The sequence below is a fragment of the Pseudomonas sp. 3MA1 genome, assembly GCF_029237275.1.
Taxonomy (GTDB): Bacteria; Pseudomonadota; Gammaproteobacteria; order Pseudomonadales; family Pseudomonadaceae; genus Aquipseudomonas; species Aquipseudomonas fluorescens_AP.
In genome coordinates, this window is record NZ_JAACFX010000001.1 from 1,050,419 (window position 1) to 1,064,200 (window position 13,782).

The 13,782-nt window shown below is 62.0% G+C and carries 10 protein-coding genes and 5 tRNA genes; 8 read left to right on the forward strand and 7 right to left on the reverse strand.

Annotation, left to right across the window (positions count from 1 at the left end; translation table 11 throughout):
• Positions 1 to 60 precede the first annotated feature (60 nt).
• On the forward strand, positions 61 to 1,602 hold the full coding sequence (locus GWQ44_RS04995; RefSeq protein ID WP_275926784.1) for a nucleobase:cation symporter-2 family protein: 1,542 nt from the start codon (positions 61 to 63) through the stop codon (positions 1,600 to 1,602).
• Between the two features lie 62 nt (positions 1,603 to 1,664).
• Here GWQ44_RS04995 and GWQ44_RS05000 read toward each other — a convergent pair whose 3' ends face one another.
• The 3 genes from GWQ44_RS05000 to GWQ44_RS05010 all read right to left on the reverse strand — a co-directional run bounded on the left by GWQ44_RS05000 (position 1,665) and on the right by GWQ44_RS05010 (position 4,182).
• Positions 1,665 to 2,246 carry an SH3 domain-containing protein gene (locus GWQ44_RS05000; RefSeq protein ID WP_275926785.1) on the reverse strand — a complete coding sequence of 194 codons (582 nt, stop codon included), beginning with the start codon at positions 2,244 to 2,246 and terminating at the stop codon, positions 1,665 to 1,667.
• A gap of 99 nt (positions 2,247 to 2,345) precedes the next feature.
• A complete protein-coding gene (locus GWQ44_RS05005) occupies positions 2,346 to 3,503 on the reverse strand; it encodes an MFS transporter (RefSeq protein WP_016965553.1) in 1,158 nt (385 codons plus the stop codon).
• Positions 3,504 to 4,106: 603 nt separating this feature from the next.
• A tRNA-Asn gene (locus tag GWQ44_RS05010) sits at positions 4,107 to 4,182 on the reverse strand.
• A gap of 271 nt (positions 4,183 to 4,453) precedes the next feature.
• On the opposite strand from GWQ44_RS05010, the gene GWQ44_RS05015 reads away from it, so the two are divergent.
• Positions 4,454 to 4,687, forward strand: coding sequence for a hypothetical protein (locus GWQ44_RS05015; RefSeq protein ID WP_047303100.1), 234 nt, complete (start codon positions 4,454 to 4,456; stop codon positions 4,685 to 4,687).
• Between the two features lie 6 nt (positions 4,688 to 4,693).
• On the opposite strand, the gene GWQ44_RS05020 is transcribed toward GWQ44_RS05015, so the two are convergent.
• Complete coding sequence (locus tag GWQ44_RS05020; RefSeq protein ID WP_016965551.1) at positions 4,694 to 4,891, reverse strand: hypothetical protein; 198 nt, start codon at positions 4,889 to 4,891, stop codon at positions 4,694 to 4,696.
• 129 nt (positions 4,892 to 5,020) lie between these two features.
• Entirely contained in the window at positions 5,021 to 6,217 is a 1,197-nt protein-coding gene (locus GWQ44_RS05025; RefSeq protein ID WP_199010377.1) for an amino acid aminotransferase, read from the reverse strand.
• Positions 6,218 to 6,554: 337 nt separating this feature from the next.
• Between GWQ44_RS05025 and uvrB the strand changes: the two genes are divergently transcribed.
• A complete protein-coding gene (gene uvrB / locus GWQ44_RS05030; protein WP_016965550.1) occupies positions 6,555 to 8,570 on the forward strand; it encodes an excinuclease ABC subunit UvrB in 2,016 nt (671 codons plus the stop codon).
• A 112-nt stretch (positions 8,571 to 8,682) separates the two neighbouring features.
• Here the strand turns inward: uvrB and GWQ44_RS05035 are convergent, their stop codons facing one another.
• Positions 8,683 to 10,173 (reverse strand): MDR family MFS transporter, encoded by a 1,491-nt coding sequence (locus GWQ44_RS05035; protein WP_275926792.1) that lies wholly within the window; start codon positions 10,171 to 10,173, stop codon positions 8,683 to 8,685.
• A gap of 49 nt (positions 10,174 to 10,222) precedes the next feature.
• On the reverse strand, positions 10,223 to 11,269 hold the full coding sequence (locus GWQ44_RS05040) for an HlyD family secretion protein (protein WP_275926786.1): 1,047 nt from the start codon (positions 11,267 to 11,269) through the stop codon (positions 10,223 to 10,225).
• Positions 11,270 to 11,501: 232 nt separating this feature from the next.
• Between GWQ44_RS05040 and gltX the strand changes: the two genes are divergently transcribed.
• The 5 genes from gltX to GWQ44_RS05065 all read left to right on the forward strand — a co-directional run bounded on the left by gltX (position 11,502) and on the right by GWQ44_RS05065 (position 13,770).
• A complete protein-coding gene (gene gltX, locus GWQ44_RS05045; protein ID WP_016965547.1) occupies positions 11,502 to 12,983 on the forward strand; it encodes a glutamate--tRNA ligase in 1,482 nt (493 codons plus the stop codon).
• A gap of 277 nt (positions 12,984 to 13,260) precedes the next feature.
• Positions 13,261 to 13,336 (forward strand) — tRNA-Ala (locus tag GWQ44_RS05050).
• 77 nt (positions 13,337 to 13,413) lie between these two features.
• Positions 13,414 to 13,489, forward strand: a tRNA-Glu gene (locus tag GWQ44_RS05055).
• Positions 13,490 to 13,541: 52 nt separating this feature from the next.
• Positions 13,542 to 13,617: transfer RNA gene (locus tag GWQ44_RS05060), tRNA-Ala, on the forward strand.
• A 77-nt stretch (positions 13,618 to 13,694) separates the two neighbouring features.
• Positions 13,695 to 13,770: transfer RNA gene (locus GWQ44_RS05065), tRNA-Glu, on the forward strand.
• The last annotated feature ends 12 nt before the right edge of the window (positions 13,771 to 13,782 follow it).

A 13,782-nucleotide genomic window follows, 5' to 3' on the forward strand; every position in this document is an offset into this window, starting at 1 on the left:
GACAGTTGTCTTGGATGTTGCATACAGTGTGCGCATAACAAAAACAGGGAACCCCACACCATGAATACGCCCCAGGTTTCACAGCAACGGCCCGAAGATGAAAATTTGGGTATTGGCGCGAATATGGCCTATGGCCTGCAACACGTGCTGACCATGTACGGCGGTATCGTTGCAGTGCCCTTGATCATCGGCCAGGCGGCCGGTCTGTCACCGGCGGAGATCGGCCTGTTGATTGCGGCCTCGTTGTTCGCGGGAGGGCTGGCGACGTTGCTGCAAACCCTCGGTGTGCCGTTTTTCGGTTGCAAGCTGCCACTGGTGCAAGGGGTGTCCTTTGCGGGTGTTTCAACCATGGTGGCGATTGTCACCAGTACCGGGGAAGGCGGCTTCCAGTCGGTGCTCGGGGCGGTGATCGCCGCCTCGCTGATCGGTCTGCTGATCACCCCGGTGTTCTCGCGGATCACCAAGTTCTTTCCGCCCCTGGTCACCGGCATCGTCATTACCACCATCGGCCTGACGCTGATGCCGGTCGCGGCGCGCTGGGCCATGGGCGGCAACAGTCGGGCGGCGGACTTTGGCAGCATGTCGAACATCGGCCTGGCGGCCCTGACGCTGGCCCTGGTGCTGCTGCTGAGCAAGATCGGCAGTGCGGCGATTTCCCGGCTGTCGATTCTCCTGGCGATGATCATTGGCACCGTGGTTGCGGTGTTCCTGGGCATGGCGGACTTTTCCGGTGTCACCCAGGGGCCGATGTTCGGTCTGCCCACGCCTTTCCATTTCGGCATGCCGACCTTCCATGTCGCGGCGATCCTGTCGATGTGCATCGTGGTCATGGTGACCCTGGTGGAAACCTCGGCGGACATCCTGGCGGTGGGTGAAATCATCCACACCAAAGTCGACTCCAAGCGTTTGGGCGATGGCCTGCGTGCCGACATGCTGTCGAGCATGATCGCGCCGATCTTCGGCTCCTTCACCCAGAGCGCCTTTGCCCAGAACGTCGGGCTGGTGGCGGTCACCGGGATCAAGAGCCGCTTCGTGGTCGCCACCGGCGGGTTGTTCCTGGTGATTCTCGGTCTGCTGCCCTTCATGGGGCGGGTGATTGCCGCGGTGCCGACCTCGGTGCTGGGCGGGGCCGGTATCGTCTTGTTCGGCACCGTGGCCGCCAGTGGCATCCGCACGTTGTCCAAGGTCGACTACCGCAACAACATGAACCTGATCATCGTTGCCACCTCGATCGGCTTCGGCATGATCCCGATTGCCGCGCCGAGCTTCTACGACCATTTCCCCAGCTGGTTCGCGACGATCTTCCATTCGGGCATCAGTTCCTCGGCGATCATGGCGATCGTGCTGAACCTGGCGTTCAACCACTTCACCGCGGGCAACTCCGACCAGCAGTCGGTGTTCGTCGCCGGCACCGAGCGAAGCCTGCGCTTCCAGGACATTGCTGGGTTGCGTGAAGGCGACTATTTCAGCGGTGGCAAGCTGCACGATGCTGAAGGCAATGAGGTTCCGCTGGTGGCTGAGGTTTCGGGCCAGTCCTCGCCGCAGCCTGGTGACGGTTCTGCGCCAAGCCATGCCCGTGGCAGCGCCGAAGTCACGCATTGAGTGCAAGTGGTGCGGCATGAAGAAACGGCGCCCTGATGGCGCCGTTTTTTATTGGGGCGTGATTATTCGAGGTTTTCCAGGGGCTCCAGGGCTTGCAGGACCTCGGGGTTGTCCTGGTACTGGCTGCGCAGGGCGGCGAGCTGGCGATCATGGCCGACACAGACTGCATTGACGGCTTTCTCCAGTTCGGCCCGGCGCTCTTCGTCGTAGGCCTCCTCGCCGGCAAAGTGCAGGCAATCCTCATGGCGCTGGATAAAGGCCGTGACCTCGTCGGGAAGTTGCGGGCCGCCGTAATGACCGCCCAGCTGCAGGCGCTGTTCCTCGACCCAGCCGCTGTAGTCCTCGCCATCCTTGGCGATGTACATGACCTGGGCCCAGCCAGTGTCGCTGGAGGCGTACACCGTCAGGCCGTCGCCAGGGAGTACATAGAGTTTCTTGTTCACACAGGCGGTGTCGGGCCCGCTGTGGAAGTGCAGCCGTCCTTCGCCGATGACCTTGGCCTCCAGGGGCGGACGGTATTGGCCGGCCTCCAGGGAGGCGTTGTCACTCAGGGTGGCGCAATCCACCGCTGGGCTGGCCAGGGCCGGCAGAGGCAGCAGTGACAGCAGTCCACACAGAGGCAGAAGGCGCAGAGCTCGGTCCATGGCAGGGGTATCCGTTGGGGGGCGTCGAAGGGCGCGATGGTAATGACAAAAACGCGGCCTGTGAATGATCAGAGGCCGCGCCGGCAGACGGCCGCCTGACTATTGCGCCACTTTGTCGAGTTGCTCCTGGCGCACCAGGGACAAGGCAAACCCCACGACCACCGCGGCGGCGGCCGACAGGGTCAGGGGCAGGCCATAGCTGCCGCCGCTCATGGCGGCCCCACTGAGCAGAGGGCCCAGCAGGCTGCCGATGCCCCAGAGCAGGCCGGCACTGGCATTGGCGGTGACCAGGTCCGCTCCGCTGAAGGATTGACCGATCAGCACGATGGCCAGGGTGTAGATACCGCCTGCCGCCGCCCCGAGGATGACCAGGCTCGGCCAGAGCAGGCCGGGGGCGCTCATCAGCAGGGGCAGGCACAGGCCGATCAGCAGGGCGATGCAACCGCAACCCAGGTAGATGCCGGGGCGCCCCAGCTTGTCCGAGAGCCAGCCCAGGGGAAACTGGAACGCTGTATCCCCCAGGAGAATGATGGTCACCATCAGCGCCGCCAGCTTGATGCTGTAGCCGTGGCCGGCGGCGTACACCGGAAACAGCGACAGCACCACGCTGTCGAAAAAGGCGAAGAACAGGATGCCCACGCATAAGGCCGGGGCGATGCGGATAAAGCCCAGAACCGAGAAGCTCCGGCTTTCCTCTTGGAGGTTCGCGGCGTCTGTCTGCGGCAGGGTCAGCCAGACCACGGCAATCGCGATGGCATAACCGACGCTGACGATCGCCAGCACCGCCGGCCCCTCGGTGCCCAGCCATGACACCAGTCCAGGGCCCAGCAATTGGAAGAAGGTGAAGCAAGTGGTGTAGACCGCCACCAGGCGTCCACGGCTGGCGTCCTCGGCCATTTCATTGACCCAGGTTTCCCCGAGAATGATGATCAGCCCGGCACCCAGCCCCATGGCGACCCGGGCCAGGCCCAGGCTGTAGAGACTGGCGTCGGGCAGTTCCAGGGCAGCCACGCTTAGCGCACAGAGGCTGAAGCACAGCAGATAGATCTGGCGTCGGGTCAGGCGCTGGCCCAGGGCATTGACCATAAAGGCCGAGAGCATCATTCCCGCTGCCGGCAGTGCCGACATGATGCCGATCTGGTTGTTCGAAGCGCCGGCCTGATACAGGCGCAGGGCGAGGATCGGCACCGTGGAACCTATGCTCAGGCCGACAATGGAAATGCCCAGGATCAGGGCGGCTAACAAGGCTTTGTTCATGTTCAAGACCCGCGCCCGGCACTTCAGGCGCTGAAAAATAGAGGTGTGCGGACGCGGCGTGACAGCATCCGCCGAGGTACGGGCGAGAGCCGGGTTTGTGCCCTTGGCGTTGGGGCCGGCTTGCCGGCGAAGCGCTGATTGACTGATGCGTTGCTTTTCAGCGCGTCTTCGCTGGCGAGTCGGCCCCGACAGCTGGCGCCCAAGGTGGCGTGGCGGCGCCGGGCTCAATCGCGGTTAGCGACGGCCCTGGTGCGGGGAGAAGGTGAAGGCGAACAGGACGCTGCGACGACGACGGTTGATCGCGCAATCATGCTGGGCAACGGCCAGGGTTGCCGAAGGGCTCATCGAAGGGGAGAGGCACGGGAACTGTGCTGGCAGGAACATCGTTGTCTGACTGGCCGGAAAAATAGGCGCACAGCCTACGTCAGGCCATTGCGACAAGGCAACCCGACCTTGGCCTGAGTCTTTCGGCTCGACAAAGCATTTCATCCGCATGCCTGGCTGACATGCGGATAGGGAAATTTATTGGGGGACGCGTTTGAGCTGATTGGCCGAAAGAGCAGGGCGCTCTTGTAGGGTTTGAGGCAAATCAGTGTAGGAATATGGCTCCACGACCTGGACTCGAACCAGGGACCCAGTGATTAACAGTCACTTGCTCTACCAACTGAGCTATCGCGGAATGCGCCGTATCTTACTGATTCAAAAAGGGAAGTCAACAAGTCATGAAGATTTTTTTCAGCGCGGCGAGGATCTGAATGAACGGCCGACATGACTTCGAGGGTTTTATCGGCTGGCGGGCCGTTACGTGATCCGATAGGGGCTACCATGGCTGCCCGGAAGTGGTTCCACGCGCTACCGGCCTCAAGCCCGCATAGGTAAGCCTTTATGATCCGCTTCGATGTATCCCAGGTTTCTTCCGTGTTTTTCGCCGCCCGCTGCGGGGTGCTGTCATGAGCATCGAGCAGATCAGCCTGCCCAAAGGGGTGGGGCCTCAGGCCAGCAAGCTGTTGGACGCCATTACCCAGGCCGCTTCGACGCCCGATCTGAATCGTGCCGGCGGCAAGGCCGAGGGTTTTGTCCTTGGACTGGAAAGCGCCAAGGCCATCAAGAGCCAGGTGGCCGAGGCGTTGTACGTGGCGTTCGATGATGCCGCCAGCCACCGCTTGGTTGAACTGACGGGGTGAGGCTGTTCAGCCGCCGAAGGTCAGGGTGCCGAGCATCAGCTTGGCCATCAGCGAGCTGGCTGCCAGTTGTACCAGCCACAAGGCCAGTCCGCCGAGAAACACCCCGAGAGCAATTTGCAGGACCAGGCTTTTCTCGCGTTTCTGCGAGCGGGGCCGGTAATGCTCCAGTTCGTCGCGGTCAGCTCGCAGGTCATCGTCTTTCATCGGTTTCTCGATCAGCAGGGGAATACAGGGTCACAGTCTAGAGGCTGTGGGACCAGGCAGGGGAATGGTGCGACGCCGACAAAAAAGGGGAAGCCTGTCGGCTTCCCCTTCGGGTATCGCTGCGGTGAATCAGATCACTTGCAGGATGGCCTTGGTCACGGCGTCGATGTTGTTCTGGTTCAGCGCGGCCACGCAGATACGGCCGGTGTCCAGCGCATAGATGCCGAACTCGTTGCGCAGGCGGGTCACTTGCTCAACGGTCAGGCCGGAGTAGGAGAACATGCCGCGCTGGCGACCGACAAAGCTGAAGTCGTGCTCAGGGGCGCCTTTGGCCAGCAAGTCGACCATCTGGGTGCGCATGCCGCGAATCCGCAGGCGCATTTCCGCCAGTTCCTGCTCCCACTGGGCGCGCAGTTCCGGGTTGTTCAGCACCGCGGCGACGATGGTTGCGCCATGGGTTGGCGGGTTGGAGTAGTTGGTGCGGATCACGCGCTTGACCTGGGACAGCACGCGAGCGCTTTCTTCCTTCGAGCTGCTGACGATGGACAGGGCGCCAACGCGCTCGCCGTACAGCGAGAACGACTTGGAGAACGAGCTGGACACGAAGAAGGTCAGGCCCGACTCGGCGAACAGGCGCACTGCGGCGGCGTCTTCGTCGATGCCGTCGCCAAAGCCCTGGTAGGCCATGTCGAGGAACGGCACGAGGTTTTTCGCCTTGACCACTTCCAGGACGTTTTTCCAGTCCTGCGGGCTCAGGTCGACACCGGTCGGGTTGTGGCAGCAGGCGTGCAGCACCACGATCGACTGGGCCGGCAGGGCGTTGAGGTCTTCCAGCAGGCCGGCACGGTTCACGTCGTGGGTGGCGGCGTCGTAGTAACGGTAGTTCTGTACCGGGAAACCTGCGGTTTCGAACAGCGCGCGGTGGTTTTCCCAGCTTGGATCACTGATGGCGACCACGGCGTTGGGCAGCAGTTGCTTGAGGAAGTCGGCACCGATTTTCAGGGCGCCCGTACCACCAACGGCCTGGGTGGTGACCACGCGGCCAGCGGCCAGCAGGGGCGAGTCGTTGCCGAACAGCAGCTTCTGTACCGCCTGGTCGTAGGCGGCAATGCCGTCGATCGGCAGGTAGCCACGGGAAGCGTGTTGAGCGGCGCGAATTGTCTCGGCTTCGACAACGGCGCGCAGGAGTGGAATGCGTCCCTCCTCGTTGCAGTACACGCCCACCCCAAGGTTGACCTTGTTGGTACGGGTGTCGGCGTTGAATGCTTCGTTGAGGCCCAGGATTGGATCGCGTGGTGCCATTTCGACAGCGGAGAACAGGCTCATTTTTACGGCGGCTCTGAATGGAGTGTGGAGGGACGTGTCGCGCTCCAGCCGAATGCACTAGAGCGGTGCACAAACGGGGAGCTAGTATAGAGGCCATCATCGCGGGGGGCGACAGCCGATTGACCTTTTGCGACAAGTTTTTCGCTTTATTTTTCGACCGTTAGTCTTATTGCAACATTCCGGGTGTTAGCGGGTGTAAGACCTTTACCTTGAAAGCCGTGGTATCTGCCTCCACATCCAGCTCATTCCGGTTTTTTCCTCGGCGACATGGGTCGTACGCGGTCTTTCTTGTTCCTGTACGGTATCGCCGCGCACCAATGATCCCAGAGGTAGGTTTATGTCCGAATTCCAGCTAGTCACTCGCTTCCAGCCCGCCGGCGACCAGCCGGAAGCCATCCGCCTGCTGGTCGAAGGCATCGAGGCCGGACTGGCCCACCAGACCCTGCTCGGTGTGACCGGTTCGGGCAAGACCTTCAGCATCGCCAACGTGATCGCCCAGGTGCAGCGCCCGACCCTGGTGCTGGCGCCGAACAAGACCCTGGCCGCCCAGTTGTACGGTGAGTTCAAGGCGTTTTTCCCGAACAACGCGGTGGAGTATTTCGTTTCCTATTACGACTACTACCAACCCGAAGCCTATGTGCCGTCCTCGGATACCTTTATCGAGAAGGATGCCTCGATCAACGACCACATCGAGCAGATGCGTCTCTCCGCGACCAAGGCGCTGCTGGAGCGCAAGGACGCGATCATCGTTACCACGGTGTCCTGCATCTATGGTCTGGGCAGCCCGGAAACCTATCTGAAAATGGTTCTGCACGTGGATCGCGGCGACAAGCTCGACCAGCGTGCCTTGCTGCGCCGCCTGGCGGACCTGCAATACACCCGCAACGACATGGACTTCGCCCGTGCCACCTTCCGCGTGCGCGGTGATGTGATCGATATCTACCCGGCGGAATCGGACCTGGAAGCGATCCGCATCGAGCTGTTCGACGACGAGGTGGAAAGCATCAGCGCCTTCGACCCGCTGACCGGCGAAGTGATCCGCAAGCTGCCGCGCTTCACCTTCTATCCCAAGAGCCACTACGTGACCCCGCGGGAAACCCTGCTGGACGCCATCGAGGGCATCAAGGTGGAGTTGCAGGAGCGCCTGGAATACCTTCGCGCCAACAACAAGCTGGTGGAAGCCCAGCGCCTGGAGCAGCGCACCCGTTTCGACCTGGAGATGATCCTCGAACTGGGCTACTGCAACGGCATCGAAAACTACTCGCGCTACCTCTCGGGCCGTCCTGCAGGGGCCGCGCCGCCCACCTTGTACGACTACCTGCCGGCGGATGCGCTGTTGGTGATCGACGAATCCCACGTCAGCGTGCCCCAGGTCGGGGCCATGTATAAGGGCGACCGTTCGCGCAAGGAAACCCTGGTGGAATACGGCTTCCGCCTGCCGTCGGCGCTGGATAACCGGCCGATGCGTTTTGACGAGTGGGAAGGCGTCAGCCCGCAGACCATCTTCGTCTCCGCCACTCCGGGCAACTATGAGGCGGAACACGCCGGGCGCGTGGTGGAGCAGGTGGTGCGTCCCACGGGGCTGGTGGACCCGCAAGTGGAAGTGCGCCCGGCCCTGACCCAGGTGGACGACCTGCTGTCGGAAATCACCAAGCGCGTGGCGGTGGAGGAGCGGGTCTTGGTCACCACCCTGACCAAGCGCATGGCCGAGGATTTGACCGACTACCTGGCCGACCACGGCGTGCGCGTGCGTTACCTGCACTCGGACATCGACACCGTTGAGCGGGTGGAAATCATCCGCGACCTGCGCCTGGGCACTTTCGACGTGCTGGTGGGGATCAACCTGCTGCGTGAAGGCCTGGACATGCCGGAAGTGTCGCTGGTGGCGATTCTCGACGCCGACAAGGAAGGCTTCCTGCGTTCCGAGCGCTCATTGATCCAGACCATTGGCCGGGCCGCGCGTAACCTCAATGGCCGGGCGATTCTCTATGCCGACCGCATCACCGGCTCCATGGAGCGGGCGATTGGCGAAACCGAACGGCGGCGTGACAAACAGATCGCCTTCAACCTGGCCAATGGCATCACCCCCAAAGGGGTGTTCAAGGATGTCGCCGACATCATGGAAGGCGCCACCGTGCCGGGCTCGCGGAGCAAGAAGCGCAAGGGCATGGCCAAGGCCGCCGAGGAAAGTGCCCGCTACGAAAACGAACTGCGCTCGCCGAGCGAGATCACCAAGCGCATTCGTCAGCTCGAAGAGAAGATGTACCAGTTGGCCCGGGACCTGGAGTTCGAGGCCGCAGCACAGATGCGCGACGAAATCGCCAAGCTGCGCGAGCGCTTGCTCACCGTCTAACGCCACTCGATCCCTAGTAGGAGCCGGCTTGCCGGCGAAGAGGTCCTCAAATCCTGTGCAAGGGTTGAGGGTCGATTCGCTGGCAAGCCAGCTCCTACAGGCCATTTGTGGGTCAGTGGGCTTCGCCGGCCTTGAGGCCCTTGGGTAGGGCCTTGGTCAACAGCACCGCCAGCATGCTGATGCCCAGGGCGATGCCGACAAAATGGAAGGCATCGTTGTAGGCCATGATCTGCGCCTGCTGGTGGGTGATCTCGCTGAGCTTGCCCAGGGCCGCGGTTTCACTGCCGAATTTCTCGGTCAGGGTCGCCAGGCGTTCCGCCACCTGCGGGTTGCTCGGCACCAGCGCCTCGCGCAGGTAGTCGAAATAGGTCTTGGTCCGGGCATCCAGCAGGGTCGCCAGCAAGGCGATGCCGATGGCGCCGCCGAGGTTGCGCAGGATGTTGAACAGGCTCGAAGCCGAGCCGGCATCCTGGGGCTGTATATAAGCCGTGGCGATCAGCGAGATGGTGACCATGATCAGCGGCTGGCCCAGGGCGCGGATGATCTGGATCTGGTTGAACTGCGGCCCGGCGAAGTCCGGGTTGAGCACGCCTGAAGAGAAACTCGCCAGTCCGAACAGGCCGAACCCCAGGGCGCACAGCCATTTGGGCGAGATGAACTGCATCAGCTTGGGCACCAGGGGAATCAGGAACAGCTGCGGTATGCCCATCCACATGATGACTTCGCCGATCTGCAGGGCGTTGTAGTTCTGGATCTGGGCCAGGTACAGCGGCAGCAGGTAGATCGAGCCGTACAGGCCAACCCCCATGCCCAGGCTGGAAATGCTCGACAGGCCGAAGTTGCGATTGCGCAGGATGCCCAGGTTGATCAATGGATTGGGCTTGGAGATCTGGACGATGACGAAGGTGATCAGGCTGATCAGGGCGATGCTGCCCAGGGTCACGATCAGGTTCGACTCCAGCCAGTCCTTGCGGTGGCCCTCTTCAAGAAACACCTGCAGGCAGCCCAGGCCCAGGCCGAGGGTGAGGATGCCGGTGTAGTCGGTGCTTTTCAGCAGTTCCCAGTGGGCTTCCTTCTTTTCCAGGCCGTACAGCAGGCCGGCGATCATCAGCAGGCCCGGGGGCACGTTGATGTAGAAGATGTATTCCCAGCCCCAGTTTTCCGTGAGCCAGCCACCCAGGGTCGGGCCAATGGAGGGGGCGAAGGTGGCGGTCATGGCGAACATGGCCATGCCCTTGGCCCGGTGGTGTTCGGGGAGCTTGATCAGGGTCAGGGTGAAGGCCAGGGGAATCAGCGCGCCGCCGGTAAAGCCCTGCAGGGCGCGGAACACGATCATGCTTTCCAGGCTCCAGGCCATGGAGCAGAGCAGGGAGGCGATCAGGAAACCCACCGACACCCAGGTCGCCAGTCGCCGGGCCGAGAGCAACTGCACCAGCCAGGCGGTGAGGGGGATCATGATGATCTCGGCCACCAGGTAGGAGGTGGAGATCCACGAGCCTTCCTCCAGGGTGGCGGACAGCGCGCCCTGGATGTCCTTGAGCGAAGAGTTGGTGATCTGGATATCGAGCACCGCCATGAAGGCGCCGAGCATGGCGCTCATCACCGCAATCCAGTCGCGTCGCGAGGGTTCTCCTGTCGGACGCAGCAGTTGATCACCGGCCATCGACAGGGTCTTTGACGTTCACTTTGACCGTCACCGACATCCCCGGGCGGATCTTGCCTTGTAGGGGGTTGTCGGCAGCAAAGGTCAGTTTTACCGGAATGCGCTGTACCACCTTGGTGAAGTTGCCGGTGGCATTGTCCGGTGGCAGCAGACTGAACTGCGCCCCTGAGGCGGCGAACAGGCTGTCGACCCGGGCCTGGATCGGGGTGTCGCCGTAGGCGTCGAAGGTCAGCTCGGCCTGTTGCCCGGGTTGCATGTGCCCGATCTGAGTCTCCTTGAAGTTGGCCTGAACCCAGATGTCCTGGTCCGGAACGATCGACAACAGGTAGGCGCCGGCCTGCACCACCTGGCCGCTGCGCGCCGCACGCTGGCCGATGATGCCGCTGATGGGGGCATGGATTTCGCTGCGGGTCAGGTTCAATTGCGCCTGGGCCAGCTCGGCCTGGGCATTGGCAATCTGTGCGTCGAGGCGCTTGATCTCGGCGTTCAGGGCGTTGACTTGCTGGCGCTGGCCTTGCAGGTCGGCTTCGGCCTTGGCCACCTGGGAGCGGGCGATGTGGTTGTCGGCGGAAAGGGTGGTGACCCGTTCTTCGGATACATAACCGGGCTTGCGCAGGGTCTGGGCCCGGGACAGGTCGATCTGCGAGCGGCCGAGGCTGGCCTGGCTCGATGCCACCTGCGCCTGGCTGGCGGCAATCAGGCTGGCTTGTTGGGTCAGTTTGCTCTGGGCCTGCAGGCGGTCGGCCTCGCGAGTGGCCAGGGCCGCCTGGGCGCGGTCCACCGCCAGTTGGAAGTCCTGGCCTTCCAGGCGTACCAGTAATTGGCCTTTCTCTACGTGTTGGTTGTCCTGGACCAGCACTTCGTCGATCCGTGCGCTCAGTTGACTGGAAACCCGGGTGATTTCGCCCTGGACGTAGGCGTTGTCGGTGGTTTCATAAAAACGGCCGTGGAACCACCAATGGGCGAGGAAGCCCAGGGCGACCAGCAGGACCAGGGACAGGAAAACAAACAGGCGACGCTTGAGTTGGGCAGGCATGGGCAGACTGTAGTCGAGAAAAGTGTAAGGAAATCTATCAGCCGGCGAATCTGGCATATAGCCACTGGGTGGTAAATGCCGCTTGTTGATTATTGGTCATTCAGCGGGCTGGCAGCGGCCTGTAGTCGCAACCTTGGCTTAAATGCCCTCCTTACTGGAGCGGTGCTGGTGTCGCCTGTTACCATTCGCCCCCTGTTTTATTCCTCGTTTTTCTATCTGTTCGAGACCAGCCATGACCACCGTTCGCACGCGCATCGCGCCATCGCCTACCGGGGACCCCCACGTAGGTACCGCTTACATCGCTTTGTTCAACTATTGCTTTGCCAAGCAGCATGGCGGTGAGTTCATCCTGCGTATCGAAGACACCGATCAGTTGCGCTCGACCCGCGAGTCCGAGCAGCAGATTTTCGACGCCTTGCGCTGGTTGGGCATCAACTGGAGCGAAGGCCCGGATGTGGGTGGTCCTCATGGCCCTTACCGTCAGAGCGAGCGCGGTGACATCTACCAGAAGTACGCCCAGCAACTGGTGGACCTGGGGCACGCCTTCCCGTGCTTCTGCACCGCCGAAGAGCTGGACCAGATGCGTGCCGAGCAGATGGCTCGCGGCGAAACCCCGCGTTACGACGGCCGTGCCTTGCTGCTGTCCAAGGAAGAAGTAGCCCGGCGCCTGGCGGCCGGCGAGCCGCACGTGATTCGCATGAAGGTGCCGACCGAAGGCGTCTGCGTGGTGCCGGACATGCTGCGCGGCGACGTCGAGATCCCATGGGATCGCATGGACATGCAAGTGCTGATGAAGACCGACGGCCTGCCGACCTACTTCCTGGCCAACGTGGTCGATGACCACTTGATGGGCATCACCCACGTGTTGCGCGGTGAGGAATGGTTGCCGTCGGCGCCGAAACTGATCCTGCTCTACGAGTACTTCGGCTGGGAGCAACCGCAGCTGTGCTACATGCCGCTGCTGCGCAACCCGGACAAGAGCAAGCTGTCCAAGCGCAAGAACCCGACTTCGGTGACCTTCTACGAGCGCATGGGCTTCATGCCCGAGGCCATGCTCAACTACCTGGGGCGCATGGGCTGGTCGATGCCGGACGAGCGCGAGAAGTTCTCGTTGCAGGAAATGGTCGATAACTTCGACCTGTCGCGGGTATCCCTGGGTGGGCCGATCTTCGATATCGAGAAGCTGTCCTGGCTCAATGGCCAGTGGCTGCGGGATCTGCCGGTGGAAGAGTTCGCCAGCCGGGTCCAGACCTGGGCGCTGAATCCCGAGTACCTGATGAAGATCGCGCCGCACGTGCAGGGCCGGGTCGAGACTTTCAGCCAGATCGCACCGTTGGCCGGCTTCTTCTTCGCCGGTGGCGTGACCCCGGATGCCAAGTTGTTCGAATCCAAGAAGCTTTCTGGTGATCAGGTGCGGCAATTGATGCAACTGATCCTGTGGAAGCTCGAAAGCCTGCGCCAGTGGGAGAAAGACAGCATCACCGCGACCATTCAGGCGGTGGTTGAATCCCTGGAATTGAAGCTGCGCGATGCCATGCCGCTGATGTTCGCCGCCATCACCGGTCAGGCCAGCTCGGTATCGGTGCTCGATGCCATGGAGATCCTGGGGCCGGATCTGACGCGTTTCCGTCTGCGTCAGGCCATCGACCTGCTCGGTGGTGTGTCGAAGAAAGAGAACAAGGAATGGGAAAAACTGCTGGGCGCCATCGGCTAAGGCGCCTTTGCGGGACGGTTGCGCCTGGGGCGGCGATCTTTTCGACTACGCTTGAAGTCCAGGCGCAGATGGTTTGATCGTCGCCCTTGGCGTTTTCTGTCGGCTTGTAACGGAGCTTTTGCGGGAGTCGAGGTGGCTCGGCAAGGCCGCAAAAGCCAGGGTTTTCGGGGCGGGGCGGTAAGTGGTTGTTATCCCGGCAGATTTTTTTTCAAAAAGCGGAAAAAAAATTGACAGCCTTCAGATCCCCCCTTAAGATTCGCCCCGTCCTCAGCGATGAGGGGCTATAGCTCAGCTGGGAGAGCGCTTGCATGGCATGCAAGAGGTCGACGGTTCGATCCCGTCTAGCTCCACCAATTTACAGTTCAAGGCCTGGCCACACCGGCCTTGAATAGACCAGTACTCAGCACTGGTCAGCTGTCAGAAGGTTTGTGTCCCCTTCGTCTAGTGGCCTAGGACACCGCCCTTTCACGGCGGTAACAGGGGTTCGAGTCCCCTAGGGGACGCCAGTTTCACACAAGCGATGTTGCAAGATGTCGCTGCGCCGCGAGGCGAAAATCCGGGGCTATAGCTCAGCTGGGAGAGCGCTTGCATGGCATGCAAGAGGTCGACGGTTCGATCCCGTCTAGCTCCACCAATTTACAGTTCAAGGCCTGGCCACACCGGCCTTGAATCGACCAGTACTCAGCACTGGTCAGCTGTCAGAAGGTTTGTGTCCCCTTCGTCTAGTGGCCTAGGACACCGCCCTTTCACGGCGGTAACAGGGGTTCGAGTCCCCTAGGGGACGCCAGTTTCACACAAG